Raw genomic sequence first — 18126 nt, 5'->3', positions numbered from 1 at the left:
AATTCATCCGCTCACCCGGGATTAATGTCCTCAACGTGGTTCTCCGCAGCGGAAATGGATCGTCGAGTAGCTGGCCAGCACGCTCCTCTAGCTGGTCAGGGCTTACTCGCGTCCACGGTTAGAACCAATGTTGCTGATCGGTTCGGAAAGGATGACCGGCATGGCACTTGAGTCTGTCGATCTGGGACAGGTAAGCGGTGTAGAAGCACAGGCTCCTGTCTGGGATCACTACCTCCAGGGTGACCCCGCACGTCTCAACAGTGATTTCGGGGAGTTCCTCAAGCGGACCGCGATCCGGCTCGACGTCCGCACGGACGAGCAGGTCGCGCAGGAGGCGCTGAACCACCGTGACCCGATGATCCGGGAGCAGTCGCTGTTCCAGTACGTGGATCGCGGGCTGCCGGGCGCGGTCGACCTGCTCACCGAAGCGGTGAAGACCGACAGCGTGCGGGAGGTGCGCTGGAACGCGCTGTGGGCGCTGGAGAAGATCGGCGGCCCCAGGGCGCTCAAGGCGCTGCAGGGCTTCGTCAACGACGACGACGCCGACGTCGGCGAGTGGGCCCGGCTGTTCGCGTCGGAGCTCACCACCGGCCTGCCCGCGTTCGACAGCCGTTCGTGGAAGCAGGACCCGGACCGCACGTTCGACGAGACGATCCTGCTCAACATCGACGTCGACGTCTACGTGCGGCTCGACGACACCGGCCGCCACTGGGGCAAGATCTCCCTGGCGCCCCAGGGGCTCGCGCGCAGCTACGGCCAGGCGCACGCCTGCCCGAACTCCGCGACGCGCGACCACCAGCTGGTGATCAGCAAGAACCTGGCGGGCCTGCACGACGACGGCACGCCGCACGTGGAGAACTTCCTGTTCCGCGGCGTGACCAACCACGCCAGCGCGGGCCGGGGCAGCTTCTTCTTCGAGTCGCGTGGCCTGCGGCCGATCTTCATGTCCGGCCAGGCGGACAACGACTCGCTCGGCCACCGCAACGAGATGGTCTCCGCCAAGCGTTCCGGCGAGTGGACCACCGACCCGCTGATGGAGATCAAGGGCAAGCCCGCGATCCGCTACGTCCGCGGCGCGGTCCAGACGTGGGGCTACATCAACTTCGAGACGATGCGCGGCAGTTCGCTCGAGGAGATCCTGTTCCCGGGCAACAGCATCCTGGGCACGCTCGACACCCCGACCGGCCCGCTGGCCAACGCCTACATCACGGGCACGTTCAAGGGCAAGCTGGTCGACTGGGACGGCGACGGCAAGATCGACGTCAACTCCCTCGACATCTACTCGACGCACGAGGCCGAGGTGGACACCAACCAGGACAACATCGCGGACGAGCCGGGTGTGCAGTTCTGCACCCGCACCGGCTGGATGCACTCCTGACCCAGCACGGCGAAGCGGGGTGAGCGGTTTCGGCCGCTCACCCCGCTTTTTTGCGTGCGGGCCCGTCGCGGGGTCAGGTCACCCGATGGCGGGGGTGGAGTGGGAGATGCGCAGAACGCGCCGGCGTGCGAGGGACAGCAGCGGCCGGGTGAACTCGACGGGTGGGTCGAAGCGGCGCTGCCTGCGCAACGCGACCTGGAACGGGTGGCGGCACCGGCCGCCGGTGACGGTCACGGGTGAGTAGCCGAACCCGATCCGGCCGAGCACCCCGATGGGGGTGGCCAGCACGTCACGCACCGTCGCGCTCGGGCCGACCGCGACGGCGATCGGCTCGTAGTCACCGTCCGCGACCGGGGGAAGGGCGACCAGCCGGTTGGTCGCGATGGCGTGGAACATCGTCGGCAGCTCCTGCGGCCGGTTCAGCCGGAAGAGCCCGAGCAACGCGTTGCAGGGCTCACCGTGCAGGCCGGTCACGGCGCCGATCGGTCCGGAGGCCGCCGCCAGCTCCGGACCCGACTCGACGAGCTCCTCGACAGGAATGTGCCCGATCTGCTCGACGACGCACCGGAACCGGCGCGGTGACAACCCGGTCAGCTTGCCGAACTGGCTGATGAAGGTCCCCAGGCTGGAATAGCCGATCGAGGTGCACACGTCGGTCACGGTCTTCGGTGTGACCAGCAGCAGGCGCCGGGCCTCCGCCATTCTGAGCGAGGTCAGGAACCGGGCCGGCGTCGTGGTGGTGACGTCCCGGAAAACGCGGTGGAAATGAAATGGGCTCAACGTGCCCGCTCGTGCGACGTCGCTGAGCTGGATTGGTTCCGGCAGATGCTCGATCATGTAGTCGACTGCCTTGGCGACCGATGTTATCCGGGCCGCTCCGGTGCTCTCGGCCAGACATCGGCCGACCGTGGAGCACAGCCCGATCTTGTCGCACTTGAGGCAGTTTGCCTCTGTTCGCCATTGGATTGATGAATGGCCTTTCACGGTGAGTCTCCTACCCCTCGGTCAGAGCCCCGAACAAAAACCCCCGACGCGGATGGCCCCACCCGCGGCGAATGTGCGGTACCTGTCCTACGCCTGGGGCTGCTGGCTCACGAGCACCGGCAGCGGAGCGAGAGTCTCGGCTATGTGAACGGGACGGATCAGATACCGGACAACGGTTGGCCCTCTTCTTTGTTTGTCAACCTGAGCTAACCGTCTGTGACCGCACGGACGGTAGTCGCGATCTTGCTATTTGTCGGGATTGTGGTGATCGAGAAGTAAGGGCTGCTCGCCCATTCGGTCGGTACGGCTTCATGCTTGATCAATTGCGCGACTGTCGTTCGCTCTCACTTGGAATGGTATGTCACGCACGATCGTTCTGGTCTTTCTGGGCGAGTGTGGAATGATCGATCTGACGCAACGTAGCAACGAAAAAGCCCAGCTGCGCCGTCGGAGTGACGCACTGGGCAGTTTCGCTGGTTCCTTTGGGTGTTGCCACTTGAATTGACTACACTGCGGTGATCTTTCCGTCATCGCCGAGCAATAGGGAATGGCTGCCGGGAGGAAGCACGATCCGCTCGGTTCGCGGCCCTGACGGAGTCCGCCAGCGGATCGTGTATTCGGCGTGTTCGTTCGAACCCGTTGCGAAGAACAGCTCGGTCGACGAGACACCCGTGTGTCCATTCGCGGGATAAAGCTGCGCGCGTTGTGCGGGCCGGTTGTCGGTCTGTGCGATGACCTGTGCGCCAATCGCCGCGGTGGCCGAAGTCCCCGTGCCGGGCCGGCGCAGGCTCAGTACGGTCTGGCGGGGTTGTGAGGTGGACGTGTTGAGCAGCAGCTTGGAGTCCTGCCACTGATTGGCGACGAGGGCGTCCGGCCTGCCGTCCGCGTTCACGTCGCCGATCGCTATCCCGCGGGAGTTGCCGGACTCGTCAAGGTGAAGATGTTTCGCCATGTCGGCGTAACGTCCGGACGCCGTTCGGGCCCAAAACGGGTTGCGGTCGTCTCCGGAGAGATTCGACTCGGGACCGAAACGTGGCCATGCGGCCGGGTACTGGAGCAGCTGGTCGTTTCCGAGAGCCAGTTCCTGCAACAATGCCCAGTGCCATTTCTCGCCTTTCAGGAATCCGGTCGCCTGCATTATCTCGTCGGTTCCGTCACCGTCGAAGTCGGCGGCCTTGATGTCCCATCCCCAGCCGCTGCGCGCGAGTCCGAGCTCTTCGCTGCGGTCGATGAACGGAACGTCACCGGAAAGCAGGTCCGAGCCGGGGCCGGTCGGCGTGAACGCGAAGTTGCTCTCCTGCAGACCCCATTCCGCGGTGATGTTGCTGACCACCATCGTCGGCATCTCGGCGCCGTCCGGGTAGGTGAAGGTGACGCCCATGCCCTTGAACGAGTCGTGCCCGAGAACCGTCGACTTGGGAGAGGTGAGATCGCGCGTGCCCTTCACTGTGCGTAGTCGCACGTTCCCCGGTGTCGACAGGTTGACCATCAGGTGGTCGGGGCCGAAGTCCTCGGCCTGGTAGATCTCCGGCAGGTGATCGCCGGTGAGGTCCTGCAGGCCGATCGCCAGCGTCCACGCCTGCGCGGCCTCCGGTGGCAGGGCCGCGCTCGCGTCCGTCCACCCGGGTGCCTGGTCGGCCCCTCTCGGCCGGGACAGCAGCAGCCGGTTCGTGCCGCCGTTGAACGCACGCGCCATGCCGTCCTGCATCCGCATGCGCTCGTCCGGGCCCGCCTTCGGGTCGAGCACCTTGGCGTTGTCCGGGAAGTAGTTCGCCACCAGCAGGTCCAGGTTCCCGTCACCGTCGATGTCGCCGGCATTGAGCGTCGTGGAGTTCCACACCTGCCGCGGCTCGACCAGCTCCACGACGCGGAACCCGCTGCCGGTGTTGAGGAACTGCACGGGGGAGCGGCCCCAGTAGTGGACGACGTAGTCGGTGTCCCCGTCCACGTCCAAGTCGAGCGGCACGCAGCCCATGGGGGCCATCGTGGCGTCATAGTCGCGGTCGGGGACGAGGACCTTCGGCTGGAACCGCGCACCGGTGCCCGGCGCGGGGAAGAGCCGCACCGAGTCGTCGCGCGGGTCGACCAGGCAGACGTCGTCGGACCGGCCGTTGCCGTCGTGGTCCGTCACCGCGACCGCGGCGCCGACGGCGGAGATCCACGACCGGATGTGCTCGACGTCCGGGCCGACCTCGCGCAGGGCGCGTGCCCCCGGCGGGGCCTGGTTCAGGGCCTTGACGGTGAACCCGTACCGGGAGGCGAGGCTCGCCGCCTCGGCGTCCGGGAGCACCGGCCGGGCCGTGGCGAAACCGGTGGCGGCGACCAGCACGACCGCGACCACCGCCGGCAGCAGACCGGCGGCTCGTGATTGGGGGACCGTGGGTGAAGTCATGGGCGTTGTCTCCGAGGTGAGGTGGTCAGACGTGCCGGGCCGCTCGGTCGCGGATGAGGTGCTGCCAGTGGCGGTACGCCGCGATGTCGAGCTCGCCGGCGGACGCGACGTGCGCCGCGGCCGCCGTCCACTCGACGGCCTCGTCGACCGGCACCCCGGCCAGCTCGCGCACCCCCGTGGCGGTGTGCTCGGGCACGTGGCCCGCGGCGGCCCTGGCCCCCGCCGCGAAGGCCGCTCCCTGGGCGAGGGCCACCCGGTCCGGTCCGGTCAGCGACGTGAGGTCGTCCAGCGCGGCGTGGTCGGCCCCGCCCGCGTAGCAGACGGCCAGGCCGACACCCGACCAGAGCTCGGCGTGCGCCTGCGGTGGGAACGCCGCGATCCGCCGCCGGATCGCGGCGGGGTCGGCGCACTCCATGAACCACATGGCCCGGCCGACCCCCTGGTGCAGCACGGTGTGCGAGGGCGCGGAGGACCACGCGGCACGGCGGAACCGCTCGTTCCACCTCCTGCCCCGCAGGAACGCCCTGGAGAACCCGGCGCCGTCCAGGGTGAGCCAGCGCAGCAACGGATCGAGCTTCGCGCGGCGGAGCACCGTCGACGGCGGGGCGACCAGACCGACCCACCCGGCGCCGACGTGCATCAGGTGCGGATAGCGCTCGCCGGCCAGGGCGAACAGGTCGTCCAGCGTCGAGTTCCGCTTGCGTCCCAGCAGGATGTCGTGTGCCGCGGCGGCGAACGCGGCGCCCTCGTAGGCGAACCCCTGGTCGTCGAGCGGCATCGGGTCGAGGTGGAACGCGAGCTCACCGACGCCGTGCCGCCGCAGGGTGTTGTAGCCGGTGAGGAACGCGCCGGCGCGGCGTTCCAGCAACGCTCTCGCCGCCGCGTTGGCGGTGCGGAAGCCGCGGCTCTCGAAGTCGACCAGCCCGGCCGGCAACGGGGGCAGCACCCGCGTGCTCACGGCTTCTCCTCGAGCTTCGAGACCGGCGTGACCAGCCGCCGCGCCCACAGCCCGAGCACGGCGGCGAGCATCCCGACCAGCGCGCCGGTCTGTTCGGCGGTGAGCTCGACGAGCCCGAACGCGACCACGAGGTTGACGAGCGCCAGGAACGCGGCCTGCAGCAGCACGGGTTCGCGGCGCAGGAACGCGATCACGAGTCGTCCTGTGCCGGGCGCCGTGCCGTGAACCGCCCGTAGGACAGTTCCCGGCGGACGAAGCTGTCGAGGTAGAACTCCGTCGACTCGCACCAGTGCTGGTACTCCTCGGCCGTGCAGACGTCCTGGATGGCGCGCTGCCGCACCGTCAGCGCGCCGGAGATGATCCGGAAGCAGTCGACGGCCGCCGCCGAGATGTCGGTGTGCACGATGTCGACGAAACCCAGGTGGCTCAGCAACTCCGCGGTGTCGGCGGGCTGCGGCAGCGGGCGGATGCCGTCGTACTCCCAGGCCGTGCCACGCACCCGGTCACTCAGTTCTCGACCGGTGAGGATGTCGGCGAAGACCAGGTGGCCGCCGGGACGCAACGCCGCGTGCGCGACCGCGAGCGCGTCGCCAGGGTCGTTCATCAACGCCAGCGAGTCGACGGCCACGACGAGGTCGTAGGCCCGGTCGGGCATCCAGGTGTTGACGTCACCGCGCAGGAAGCGGACCCGCTTCTGCACGCTGGTCGGCAGCTGCCGGTGCTTGAGCCTCGCGTGGTCCAACTGGGACGGGTTCAGCTCGATCCCGGTGATCTGGCAGTCGAAGCGGCCGGCCAGGTAGCGGCACACCTCACCGGTGCCGGAACAGAGCTCCAGCACGCTGTGCCCGGCACCGAGACCGAACTCGGTGCCGATGCTGTCGAGCAGCGCGGCGCCCGCCATGTTGGTGAACTCCCGGCCCTCGTGCACCGGTTCGTACACCGCGAGGTGCCACAGCGCGCCCGCGGCGGTGTCGTAGATCTTGTTCTGGGCCGGCAGGGAGGCGGAGAGCCTGCCGGGGTCGGTGGAGTTGCCGTGCATGCGAGATCTCCTCGTGCGTGTGAGCGGGACAGGGTGCGGGCCACCCGACCGGGTGGGCTTCACATGCGTCATCTGCGCCGGGTGTCGACCGGGCTGCGCACCGGTCCCATGCTCCAGGGGGCAGGCCCGGCATCGGTCTCAAGTGGACGGTCGAAGTCGCCTGCCAGGTCGGCGATCGGTGAGCCGGGAGCCCACACGTTCTCGGCGAGCCAGTACTCGACGGTGCGGTACGTGCGGGTGAACACCACCAGCGATCCGTCCCGTGACGGCACCGGGTAGCGCACTGAGGGACCGGCGGCGGAGAGCACACGGCCCAGGCCGTCGGGCTGTTGCTCGTGCAGCTCCTCGGCCCCCGAGGCCACCAGCGAACACAGCAGGTTGCCGTCGGGCAGCAGGTGCGGGTTGTTGCGCTCCACGTAGTCGGGCCCCGCGAGATTCGTGATCTCGCCGGTGGCCAGGTCCTTGCGGTAGAAGCCCCACGTCCAGTCACCGCCCCGGGTCGACATGAACACCACGCCGCGCCCGTCCGGCGTCCACGACGGAGCCTCGTCCCACCACGGGTCCTCGGTCAGCTTGTGCACCTCGCCCGTGCGCACGTCCAGCACGCACAGGTCGGCCTCGAACGGCTCGGTGTCGGACTTGAAGACGAGCCTCGTGCTGTCCGGAGACCAGTCGAGCGGACCGTGCATCCCCTTGAGCCAGTCCATTCCCCGTGTCCACACGCGACTGACGCCCTCGGCGAAGTCGTAGGTCGCGATCTCCCACCGCGGTCGCGCGGCGTGCCGGGACAGATAGGCGATCGAGCGGCCGTCCGGGGACCAGGCGGGGAAGGCCGCCTCGCCGAGCGGGAGGAGCCGGGGCGGTCCACCGGCGAGGTCGCGGATCTTCACCACCGACCGCCCGGAGTCCTCGGCCGCGTACACGAGCCGGGTGCCGTCCGGGCTCAGCGATCCGTACCGGGGCTGCTCGTCGGCACCGACGAGCTGGTGCACGCCACCGGTGCGGCGGTCCAGCACCCAGACGCCGACGCCGCGGTCGACGAGGCGGTGGAAGAAGAGGTTCTGGCCGTCGGCGGTCCAGTTGGGCCACCGGTCGTCGGCGGCCTCCGTGACGAGCGCGCGGCCGGTGCCGGTGCCGTCGAGCCGTTGCACCCAGATCACCGAACGACCTTCGAAGCTGCGCGAGAACGCCACCACGGGATGAGCGCTCGACACCGACGGCTTGTAGTCCCACGCGCTGCCGTCGGTGACCTCGATCGGCGCGGATCCGTTGAGCGGCAACACGGAGATGGCCCCGGCGCCGGTGTCGTAGGAGTGGCAGACGAGCGCGTTGCCCTCCGGCAGGTAGGAGCAGGCGCCCGCACGGCCGGGAGTCCTGGTGACCGCGCGGGGCCTGCCTCCCTTCGCGGGGACGACGTAGAAGTGCCGGTGTCCCCACGGACCGCCGGCGTACGCGATCTGCGTGCCGTCGGGGGACCACTGCGGGTACTCCTCCTCGTGGTCGGCGTAGGTGAGCTGGCTGATCCGGCCGTCGCGGGCCCGGTACAGCCAGATCGCCTTGTGGCCGCCCCGCGACGAGGTGAAGGCGAGGCAGCTGGAGTCCGGTGACCACTGCGCCTCGATGTCGTCGCCGGCGCCGCGCGTGCCCTGGTGCCACTGGTCGGTCGCGAGCTCGTAGAACCACAGGTTCAGCGATCCCGCGCGCCGCGACGAGGCCACGAAACGCGCGCCGTCGGGGGAGATCGCGCCGTCACCCGCGCCCGCCGGGTCCTGGGTCAGTCGGCGCAACCGGAACTCGGGTCCGTGAGAACGCATGGGTGGGAGGTATCCGCTCACGTGTTCTGCCATCGTCTCTCCCCGATTGTCGAATGCGCGCAGACCGACTACTGGGACAGTAAGTTTGATCAGCTCGGAGTCCTTCTCATCCCTTGCGGGGAAACTCGGCGAAATCCAGCAAGGCAGAAGATGGACTTGTCCGGCAAGGCTGCTGGAATGAGTTCAGAGCAACAGAGGAGAAGTCACCGCGGTCCGCGGTTGACTACAACGGACACCGAGGAAGAGCAGTCCGTCGCTACGGTCGGTCGGCTGGCGACGCTATTGATCGGAGAGTTGATTGTGACTGAGATCCAGGATTTCGGCAGGCAGCTGAGCGAATTCGCGCGAGGCCTCCTCGGTTCCTCCGGTGGTTCGGGCGAGGGTGAAGTTTTCGAGTCGGACGCCAACGCCGAGCTCGAGATTCGCGGATTCCTGGCCGACTTGCAGGTGGCCTATTCGCGAGGCGACATCGACTACATTCTCAACACCATCGCCGACGAGTTCACGACGTACGAACTGGTGGCGGTGAACGGTCGCCCGCTGAAGATCACGGGCCGGGAGAACATGCGGACGTACCTGTCGACGCTGTTCCCCACGAGCACCGACAGCCAGATCAAGACGATCTTCGCGACGCAGGCGATCGCGACGCCGACGCTCGGCCTGGTCAACGAGGAGGGCGACGTCGTCATCACGCGCGCCGACCACAAGGAGCACCAGCCGCTGTACTCCAGCGCGCTCGCGGTGAAGACGGCCGACGGCTGGAAGTGGCGCCACTGGCACATGTCCGAGGCCGGCCCGCGCTTCCGCGTGAACCTGGGCGGCCAGCCGATCGACGACAACGGCCGGGTCATCCCCGGTGCCCGCGTCGTGGTCGAGAACGGTCTGGGCCGCGTCGTCGTCGACGGTCAGACCGACGGTGGCACTGCTCCGCGCGACTAGGACCGTTCGCGCGAGCGGCCAGATAGGACGAGAACATGAGCCCACCTGTCGATCGGCCGACCAAGTCCGATGCGGACGCGCTGCCGGTCATGCACGTGAGCAACGGCGAGGAGAACCTCTACCCGGACTACCTCGGCAGCTACAGCAAGGGGTTGTCGCACAACGAGTTCGGTGAGGTCGACCCGGTCGTCTACCGGCAGTACCTCCGGGCTCTCCTCAGCGAGAACCCCGACGAGATAGACCGCATCCCCCTCGCCGAGGGGCGGCCGCTGACGAACCCGCAGGCTGGGCTCGCGGTCGACGCCGTCGGCCCGCCGAGTCACGCGATGACGATTCCGCCCGCGCCGAGGATGGACTCGGCCGAGCTGTCCGCGGAAGCGGCCGAGCTGTACTGGATGGCGCTGTGCAGGGACGTTCCGTTCACCAGGTTCGCGGACGACGGCCTGGTCGCGGCGGCGGCCGGCGACCTGAGCAGGTTGTCGGACTACCGCGCGGCCAAGCGCGACGGCCGGGTGGAGCCGGACTTCGTGTTCCGCGGCGACACGCCGGGGGACCACGCGGGTCCGTTCCTCTCCCAGTTCTTGTACCAGCCCGTCCAGTTCGGCACCTACCGGACCGAGCAGCGCCAGGACACGGTGCGGCCCAACCATGACTACGCCACCACGTTCGAGACGTACCTGCGGCTGCAGAACGGGTGGAACCGGTCACTGGCGGTGTCCGAACGCGACCAGGTCCACCGCCGGTACCTCGCCACGCCGAGGGACCTGACGCACTGGGTGCACTACGACGCGGGCCCCACGCCGGCGCAGGCGTTCATCAACGCAGCGCTGATCATGCACTACGCGGGCACGCCGACGGACGCGGGAAACCCGTACGTCGACTCGAAGACGCAGCTCGGGTTCAGCACCTTCGGCATCCCGCACCTGCTGTCGCTGGTGACCGAGGTGGCGAACCGGGCGCTGCGCGCGGCCTGGTTCCAGAAGTGGTACGTGCACCGGCGGCTGCGTCCCGAGGCGTTCTGCGCCAGGGTGCACAACCGGATCACGGGCAGGCGGGAGTACGAGTTCCTCGACTCCGAGGTGCTCGACTCGGACGCGGTGGACCGGGTGTACAGCAAGTTCGGTTCCTACCTGCTGCCCCAGGCGTTCCCCGAGGGTTCGCCGACGCACCCGTCCTACGCGGCCGGGCACGCCACCGCGGCGGGGGCGTGCGCGACGATCCTGAAGGCCTGGCACGACGAGACGGCGATCCTGCCCGATCCGGTGCAGGCCAACGACAACGGCACGGAACTGGTGCCGTACACCGGCGTGGACGCGGACCGGCTGACCGTCGGCGGAGAGCTGAACAAGCTCGCCGCCAACATCGGAGTCGGCCGCAACATGGCGGGGGTTCACTGGCGGTCCGACTTCGCCCAGTCGGCGAAGCTGGGCGAGAGTCTGGCGATCGAGCTGCTTCGTGAACAGAAGTCGTGGTTCAACGAGAGGCACCGCTTCTCGGTCACCCGGTTCGATGGCACCACGGTGACCATCTGACCCCGCGACGCCCCACCCGGCGGCAGGCGCGGCGCGACTTTCCGTCCGCGCCGCGCCTGCCGCCGCCCTTCACTTCCCACCCTGCAGCCCCACTCCCCGGACGGTGACCTCCCGATGACCACGACGCCCGCTGACACCACCCGACCGTCGCCGAGCCACCGGCTCGCGGCCCGGCCGCCGGACAGGCGGCTCATGGCGTTGCGCCGCTTCGCCATGTCGATCACGGCGTTCAACGTCATCGGCCACCTGGTCCTCGGTTTCGAGCAGTCACCGATCACGCCGATCGTCACGGTGCTCGTGGCCTACGCCGTCGACCTGCTGCTCGAGACGCTGGACGCGCGCGCCCACGGCCGCACGCCCGGCTACGCGGGTGGCTGGCTCAAGATGCTCAACTTCCTGCTGCCGAGCCACATCGGCGGACTCGCCGTGGCGATGCTGTTGTACGGCAACACGTCGCTGTGGCCCTACATCTTCGCGGTGACCGCCGGCATCAGCACCAAATACGTGCTGCGGCTGCGCGTGCGCGGCCGGAAACGGCATTTCCTCAACCCCTCCAACGCGGGCATCGCGCTCACGCTGGTGCTGTTCCCGTGGGTCGGCATCGCACCGCCCTACCACTTCACCAACGAGCCCACCGGTGCCATCGACTGGATCCTGCCGCTGGCCATCCTCGGCGCGGGCACGATGATCAACGCCAAGCTGACCGGCAAGCTGCCCCTGATCCTGGGCTGGGTCGGCGGGTTCGCCGCGCAGGCCGTGCTGCGGTGGGCGATCTTCGACCACGCGCTGCTCGCCGCGTTGCTGCCGATGACCGGGCTGGCCTTCGTGATCTTCACCAACTACATGATCACCGACCCCGGCAGCACTCCTCAGGGCAAGCGCAACCAGGTGCTGTTCGGCCTGGCCACCGCGTTCACCTACGGCGTGCTCGTGCTCGGCGGAGTGGTGTTCGGCTTCTTCTTCGCGCTGGTGATCGTCTGCATCCTGCGTGGCGCCGTGCTGCTGACGGCGGAGCTGCGTGCGGCATCGGCCGAACGCGCGACGGGAAGGGCCTCGCTCGCGGGCGTTGATGGGCGGTGAGCACCCCCAGGATCGCCATCGTCGGCATGGCCTGCCGGTACCCGGACGCCTCGACCCCCGAGGAGCTGTGGCAGACCGTCCTCGGCCGCAGGCGCGCGTTCCGTGCCATCCCACCGGAGAGGCTGGACCTGGCCGACTACGGCGGTGGACCGTCCGAAGTGGACAAGACCGTCGCGCGCCGGGCGGCCGTGCTGCGCAACTGGTCGTTCGACCGGGCGGGGTTCCGCGTCCCCGGCGCGCTGTACCGCGCGGTGGACCCGACGCACTGGCTCGCCCTCGACACCGCACGCGCGGCGCTCGAGGACGCCGGTGTTCCCGGTGGCGTGGGCGTCGACCGCGACCGCACCGGGGTGTTCATCGGCAACTCGCTGGCGGGCGAGTTCAGCCGCGCGTCGTTGCTGCGGCTGCGCTGGCCGTCGCTGCGGCACGTCGTCGGCGCCGCGCTGGAGGAGTCCGGGATCGCGGGCGACACCGCCGCCAGGGTCCTCGCCACCGCCGAACGCGTGCTGAAGGAACCGTTCCCCGTGCCCGACGACGAGATGCTCGCGGGCGGGCTCAGCAACACGATCGCCGGCCGGGTGTGCAACCACTTCGACTTCCACGGGGCCGGCTACACCGTCGACGGCGCGTGCTCGTCGAGCCTGCTCGCGGTGATCACGGCGAGCGAGGCACTGGCCCGCGGCGAGCTGTCGTTCGCACTCGCGGGCGGTGTGGACCTCTCGCTGGACCCGTTCGAGCTGATCGGGTTCGCGCGCGTGGGCGCCCTGTCCGCCGGTGAGATGCGGGTCTACGACGCGCAGCCCACCGGGTTCCTGCCGGGTGAGGGCTGCGGGATCGTGGCGCTGATGCGCGCCGAGGACGCCGAGGCGCAGGGACTGCGGATCTACGCGCACCTCGTCGGCTGGGGCATGTCCTCCGACGGTGCCGGTGGCGTCACCCGGCCGGCCGTCGGCGGGCAGACGAGGGCGTTGCGCCGGGCCTACGCGCGAGCAGGACTGCTGCCCGCGGCGGCCGGGCTGATCGAGGGCCACGGCACGGGCACGGCGGTGGGGGACCAGGTCGAGCTCGAAGCGTTGCTGGCGGTGCGGGGCTTCAGTTCGCCCGTCGCCGCGCTCGGCAGCGTCAAGGCCAACATCGGCCACACCAAGGCGGCGGCCGGCGTCGCGGGGCTGATCAAGGCGGCACTCGCCGTGTCGCACCGCGTGATCCCGCCGATGACCGGGGTGCGCGAACTCCACCCCCTGCTCGCCGCACCGGCGGCCGGTCTGCGCTTGCCGGACGAGCCGGAGCCGTGGACGCACCGCAACCCGGTCGCGGGTGTGTCCTCGGCGGGGTTCGGCGGCATCAACACCCACGTGGTGCTCGACGCGGGGGTACGCACCGCGATGACCAGGCGGGTGCCGCGCCGGCTCGTGGTACCGGAGCCCGTCGCGACCCTGCCGGACTCGGCACGCCACTGGTCGGCGCCGCTGCCCGGCTGGGAACCGTTCCTCATCACGGCGAACGACCTCGCCGATCTCGACGGCCGGCTCGGCACGCTGAGCGAACGGTGCGGGGCCATGAGCGAGGCCGAACTGCACGACCTCGCGGCGACGCTGACCGCGCGGCACGACCCGCGTGCCGCCGTGCGCTGCGTCCTCGTGGCCGCCGACCCCGCCGGACTCGCCGCCGCCGCCACGGCCGCGCGCAAGCAGTTGCCGGGATGGGACTCGAACCTGCTGCTCGACGAACCCGCCGGAGTGGTGATCGGCCGCGGTCCGGGCGTCCGGGTCGGCCTCCTGCTGCCGGGGCAGGCCGCACCCGTGCGGGCCACGCTCGGCCTGCCGGGCCGCCTGCTGCCGCACCCACCGTCCACTCCGGACGGTCTGGTGGACGGGGCCGCGGACACCGCGATCGCCCAGCCGGCCGTGGTGTGGCAGTCCCTCGCCGGCCTGGCGTGGCTGCGGCACCTCGGGTGTCACCCGGTCGCGGCGCTCGGGCACAGCCTCGGTGAGCTGACCGCGCTGGCCTGGGCCGGCGCGCTGACCGAAGAGCAGGTCCTCGACCTGGCCGCGCGCCGTGGCCGGTTGATGGCGGAGCACGGTGCCCGCGGCACCGGGATGATCTCGGTGGCGGCACCGGCGGAGGTGGCGCTCGACCTCGCGGAGAGCACGGAAGCCGTGCTGGCGGCCGAGAACGGACCTCAGACCGTGGTGCTCGCGGGCCCCGTCGCGGCACTCGACGTCGTGGCCGTACGAGCGGCGGCGGCAGGCGTCCACGTGGCGAAGCTGCCGGTGTCGCATGGCTTCCACAGCTCGGCCATGGCGGCCGTGACCCGGCCGTGGCGCGAGCACCTGCTTGAGGTGCCGATGGTCGCGCCGGACAAACCGGTCTTCTCCACGGTGACCGGCACGCGGCTCGGCCCGTTCGACGACATCGCGGCGTTGCTAGTCGAGCAGCTGACCGAACCGGTGCGGTTCCTGGAAGCCGTCCGCGAGCTCGCCACCCGGTGCGACCTGCTGGTGGAGGCCGGTCCCGGCACGATGCTCGCCACGCTCGCGGCACCTGTGGGAGTTCCCACCGTGAGCCTCGACTGCGGCGGTTCCGCACGGCGCATCGCGTTCGCCTCGGCGACCCTCTTCGCCTCCGGGACCGCCAGGCCGCAGGCGTGGTTCGGTGACCGCGCGCATCGGCTGGTCGACCTGGACACCCCGCTCGAGTTCCTGGCCAACCCGTGCGAGTCGTTGCCCAAGAACGGCCTGCGGCCGTCGGTGGCCGCACCGGTCGAGGTTCCCGAGGTGGTGGCGGCCCCGCCGGGCACGGACCTGCTCACGGCCGTGCGCGAGTACCTGGCCGATGAGCTGGAGCTGCCGGTCTCGGCGATCACCGGCGACACGATGTTGCTGTCCGACCTGCACGTCAACTCGCTGCAGGTGGTGCGCCTGGTCAGCGAGATCGCCGCGCGGCACGGCAGGCGGCTCGTGCTGGACGAGTCGCTCGACGGCGTCACCGTGGGCGGGCTGGCGCGGCGGCTGGAGGAGCTGCCGGAGGACGCCCAGGACGGCCAGGCCGAGCTCAGCGGCGTGCGCCCGTGGGTCGGGCTGTTCAGCCACCACTGGGTGCCGCTCGGGCCCCCGCCGGAGCGTTCCGCCGCCTACGACCCGGCGGAGATGGTGGTGGAGCTGCCCGGCACCGCCGGCACCGCGGAGATCGCGCGGCTGCTGCGCGAGATCGCCGGGAGCGCGCCGCGGCGGTTGCTTCTGACGCACAGCGGGCACCCGGCCGCGGCGGCGGTGGGCAGGGCGGTCTCGGCCGAGCTGCCCGGCTGCGCCGTGACGGTGCTGGACGGGCCGGCCGGCGAGAGCGCGTCGGCTGTGGCCGCCGGTGCCTCGGTCACGCCGGTCTCCGTTACGCCGGCCCCGACCGCGCCAGCCTCCGTCACGCCGGTCTCTGTCACGCCGGTCTCTGTCACGTCGGCTTCCGTCACGCCGGCTTCGGTCACGCCGGTCGTGGCCGCCGCTGACCCCGTCACGCCGGCCTCCGTTACGCCGGCCCCGACCGCGCCAGCCTCCGTCACGCCAGCCGTGGCCGCCGCTGCCTCCGTCACGCCGCCCTCCGGGTACGCGGAACTCCGCGTGCGCGAGGGAGTCGTCGAACGCCTGGTGACCCGGCCGCACAGCGGTGCGCCCGGATCGGTGGCGTTGCCGCTCGGGCCAGGCGATGTGTGCCTGGTGAGCGGCGGCGCCACCGGGATCACCGCCCGCTGTGCCGCCGCGCTCGCCGCGGAGACCGGAGCGCAGCTCGTCGTGCTGGGCAGGCGGCCCGCCGACGACCCGGACGTGGCCGCGGAGGTGGCGGCGCTCGGCGCCGACTACCTCAGCTGCGACCTGACCGACTCGGCGGCCGTGCGGGCGGCGGTGCGCGAGGCCGCCCGGTTCGGCCCGGTGCGCGGCCTGCTGCACGGTGCGGGCGTCAACCAGCCGCGCCGGCTCGCCGAGGTGGGCGCGGAAGGCCTTGCCGCCACGGTCGCGCCGAAGGTGCGCGGCCTGCGGGCACTGCTCTCGGCGGTCGAAGAGGTGGTGCCGGAGGAGGAGTTGCGGCTGGTGGTCGCCTTCGGGTCGATCATCGGCCGGCAGGGCCTCGCCGGGCAGTCCGAGTACTGCGTGGCGAACGACTGGATGCGTGTCGAACTGGAGCACTGGGCGCGGCGCAATCCCCGTTGCCGCACACACGTGCTCGAGTGGTCGGCGTGGTCCGGCGTCGGCATGGCCGACCGGATGCGCGTCACCACGCAGCTGAGCAGGCTCGGACTCGCGCTCATCGAACCGGAACGGGGCGTGACGGCGATGCTCGACGCGCTCACCGACCCGAGCGCGCCGGTCACCCTGCTCGTCACCGGACGCTTCCCGCCGACGGCGACGTTGCGGGTCGAGCCGGAACACCATCCGTCGCCCGCGGGGCTGCGGTTCGCGGAGGAGTTGCGGAGCTGGGTGCCCGGCGTGGAGACGATCGCCGAGGCGACGCTCAACACGGGAACCGATCCGTACCTCTCCGAGCACCGGGTGTCCGGGGTGCCGGTGCTGCCCGCGGTGATCGGTGCCGAGGCGATGGCGCAGACCGCCGCGCTCACGACCGGGCCACGCGGCTCGTGGACGTTCCGCGATCTCCGGCTGCACCGGCCGGTGACCGTGGGCGAGCGGTCCGACCGGGTCATCCGCGTGGCGGCACTGGTGTGCCGCGACCGGCAGGTCGACCTGTCCGTGCGCCAGGACGGTGACCGCTTCGGCGCCGACCACCTCAGCGCGAGCCTCGTGCCGTCGGCGCCACCGCCGGCCCGCCGCGCAGCGGTCGACGCCGTGCCCGCCGGTCCTCCCCACCACGCCTACGGGTCCGTCCTGTTCCACAGTGGACGGTTCGAGCGGGTGGTGCGGTACGACCAGCTTTCCGCGTTCGCCGTCACGGCCTGGGTGCACGCGCGCGAGGACACGTGGTTCGCGTCGTACCACGGTTCCCGTTTGCTGCTTGGTGATCCCGCCGCGCACGACGCGACCATCCACGCGTTGCTGCCGTGCGTGCCGCACAAGCGCGCGCTGCCGGTGGAGGTGGAGGAGCTCAACGTCTGGCGCAGGCCGGCGGGCATGCTCCTGGTGCACGCGGTCGAGACGTGGCATTCGGCGGACGAGTTTCTGTTCGACGTCGACCTCGTGCAGCCGGACGGCCTGCCGGTCGCGCGGTGGACCGGGTTGCGGCTGAAGGTGGTGGGGGAGCACGACCTCACCGGTCCGCTGCCGTGGGACCAACTCGGACCCTGGCTCAGCCGCCGGATGGTCGAATGCGGCTGGGCGCACCGGATCGGGTTGTGGTGCGCCGGCGACTCGCTCGTCGCCGATCGTGCGGCCGGTCTGCACTGGTCGCTGGGGGACGAGGATCCCGCAACCGCGGCGGGGCAGGCGCTCGCCCGGCTGGGCGCGTCCGGTCCCGTGGTGTTCGACGAGGTCACCGAGGACGGCCTGATGTCCGGGGTCGTGCGCGGGATCCGGGTCGTCGTGGCCAGGAGGGAAACGGACGTCGGGCACGTGACGGTCGCGCTGGCGTTCGGTGAGGAGCACGACGATGCCTGAGCACTACGTCCACCGCCACGTGGTGACGCTGGACGAGACGAACCTTGTGGGCAACGTCTACTTCGCGCACTACCTGCGCTGGCAGGGACATTGCCGCGAGCACTTCCTGGCCGACCACGCGCCCGGTGTGCTGCGGCGGCTCACGGCGGGAGAGCTGGCCATGGTCACCGTGTCCTGCCGGATGGACTACTTCGCGGAGTGCTTCGCACTGGAGGAGATCGACGTCCTGATGTCCCTGTCCGCCGCCGCGGGCAGCAGGATCGTGATGGACTTCGAGTTCCGGCGGGGCGGGGCCGTGGTCGCGCGGGGCGGGCAGACCGTCGCGTGCATGCGGCGGACGGCGGACGGCGTGGCACCCGTCGAGGTGCCCGCCGAGCTGGCCTCCGCTCTGGCTGCCTACTCAGGCTAGT

12 protein-coding genes are annotated in these 18126 nt (G+C 70.5%); 6 read left to right on the top strand and 6 right to left on the bottom strand.

The genetic code is table 11. The features are described from left to right. The first annotated feature begins 160 nt into the window (after positions 1-160). Positions 161-1378, top strand: coding sequence for a HEAT repeat domain-containing protein (locus BLR21_RS05655; protein WP_090005046.1), 1218 nt, complete (start codon positions 161-163; stop codon positions 1376-1378). A 78-nt stretch (positions 1379-1456) separates the two neighbouring features. Here BLR21_RS05655 and BLR21_RS05650 read toward each other — a convergent pair whose 3' ends face one another. From BLR21_RS05650 to BLR21_RS05625, 6 genes are all read right to left on the bottom strand, one after another. Next, positions 1457-2215, bottom strand: coding sequence for a helix-turn-helix domain-containing protein (locus BLR21_RS05650; RefSeq protein ID WP_090004641.1), 759 nt, complete (start codon positions 2213-2215; stop codon positions 1457-1459). A 652-nt stretch (positions 2216-2867) separates the two neighbouring features. Next, positions 2868-4754 (bottom strand): FG-GAP repeat domain-containing protein, encoded by a 1887-nt coding sequence (locus BLR21_RS05645; RefSeq protein ID WP_090004640.1) that lies wholly within the window; start codon positions 4752-4754, stop codon positions 2868-2870. A 25-nt stretch (positions 4755-4779) separates the two neighbouring features. Further along, complete coding sequence (locus BLR21_RS05640; RefSeq protein WP_176929496.1) at positions 4780-5712, bottom strand: DUF1702 family protein; 933 nt, start codon at positions 5710-5712, stop codon at positions 4780-4782. Continuing rightward, positions 5709-5906: a hypothetical protein gene (locus BLR21_RS05635; protein ID WP_090004638.1), complete on the bottom strand. Its 198-nt coding sequence runs from the start codon at positions 5904-5906 to the stop codon at positions 5709-5711. The genes BLR21_RS05640 and BLR21_RS05635 overlap by 4 nt, the downstream gene beginning before the upstream one ends. Further along, a complete protein-coding gene (locus tag BLR21_RS05630; protein ID WP_176929495.1) occupies positions 5903-6751 on the bottom strand; it encodes a class I SAM-dependent methyltransferase in 849 nt (282 codons plus the stop codon). The genes BLR21_RS05635 and BLR21_RS05630 overlap by 4 nt, the downstream gene beginning before the upstream one ends. A 68-nt stretch (positions 6752-6819) precedes the next feature. Continuing rightward, a complete protein-coding gene (locus BLR21_RS05625) occupies positions 6820-8565 on the bottom strand; it encodes a PD40 domain-containing protein (protein WP_090004636.1) in 1746 nt (581 codons plus the stop codon). A 156-nt stretch (positions 8566-8721) separates the two neighbouring features. On the opposite strand from BLR21_RS05625, the gene BLR21_RS05620 reads away from it, so the two are divergent. The 5 genes from BLR21_RS05620 to BLR21_RS05600 all read left to right on the top strand — a co-directional run bounded on the left by BLR21_RS05620 (position 8722) and on the right by BLR21_RS05600 (position 18125). Beyond that, positions 8722-9504, top strand: a complete 783-nt coding sequence (locus BLR21_RS05620; protein WP_218130765.1) for a nuclear transport factor 2 family protein — start codon at positions 8722-8724, stop codon at positions 9502-9504. A gap of 35 nt (positions 9505-9539) precedes the next feature. After that, positions 9540-11036 carry a phosphatase PAP2 family protein gene (locus tag BLR21_RS05615; RefSeq protein WP_090004634.1) on the top strand — a complete coding sequence of 499 codons (1497 nt, stop codon included), beginning with the start codon at positions 9540-9542 and terminating at the stop codon, positions 11034-11036. A gap of 114 nt (positions 11037-11150) precedes the next feature. Then, positions 11151-12116 carry a hypothetical protein gene (locus BLR21_RS05610; RefSeq protein ID WP_090004633.1) on the top strand — a complete coding sequence of 322 codons (966 nt, stop codon included), beginning with the start codon at positions 11151-11153 and terminating at the stop codon, positions 12114-12116. After that, the gene (locus BLR21_RS05605) at positions 12113-17716 is read left to right on the top strand and encodes a type I polyketide synthase (RefSeq protein ID WP_090004632.1); all 5604 of its coding nucleotides are present in this window, start codon (positions 12113-12115) and stop codon (positions 17714-17716) included. Before BLR21_RS05610 ends, BLR21_RS05605 begins: the two co-directional genes overlap by 4 nt. Further along, a complete protein-coding gene (locus tag BLR21_RS05600) occupies positions 17709-18125 on the top strand; it encodes an acyl-CoA thioesterase (protein ID WP_030475006.1) in 417 nt (138 codons plus the stop codon). Before BLR21_RS05605 ends, BLR21_RS05600 begins: the two co-directional genes overlap by 8 nt. Position 18126 lies beyond the last annotated feature (1 nt).

The organism is Lentzea albidocapillata subsp. violacea, from assembly GCF_900100275.1.
Classification (GTDB): domain Bacteria; phylum Actinomycetota; class Actinomycetes; order Mycobacteriales; family Pseudonocardiaceae; genus Lentzea; species Lentzea violacea.
Note: the sequence above shows the minus strand (reverse complement) of the source record. Positions and strands in the feature narration are given on the sequence as shown.